Raw genomic sequence first — 263 nt, 5'->3', positions numbered from 1 at the left:
TTGGTAAGGGTGAGGTCCCCAGTTCGACTCTGGGTATCAGCACCACTTTATACTTAGGTTAAAGTTCGGCAAGAAGTAAAAGAATTTGTCTGGCGGCTTTAGCGCGGTGGTCCCACCTGACCCCATGCCGAACTCAGAAGTGAAACGCCGTAGCGCCGATGGTAGTGTGGGGTCTCCCCATGTGAGAGTAGGGAACTGCCAGGCATCAAATTTAGCGTGCTGATATGGCTCAGTTGGTAGAGCGCACCCTTGGTAAGGGTGAG

General features: G+C 52.9%; 1 rRNA gene. It reads left to right on the top strand.

The window, feature by feature from the left end:
* The first annotated feature begins 88 nt into the window (after window positions 1–88).
* Window positions 89–204 (top strand): 5S ribosomal RNA (gene rrf, locus LDK53_RS22910).
* Window positions 205–263: the final 59 nt, after the last annotated feature.

The sequence above is a fragment of the Enterobacter sp. K16B genome (assembly GCF_020216105.1).
Taxonomy (GTDB): domain Bacteria; phylum Pseudomonadota; class Gammaproteobacteria; order Enterobacterales; family Enterobacteriaceae; genus Enterobacter; species Enterobacter sichuanensis.
The sequence above is the reverse complement of the archived record's forward strand: the minus strand, read 5'-3'. Positions and strand labels throughout refer to the sequence as shown.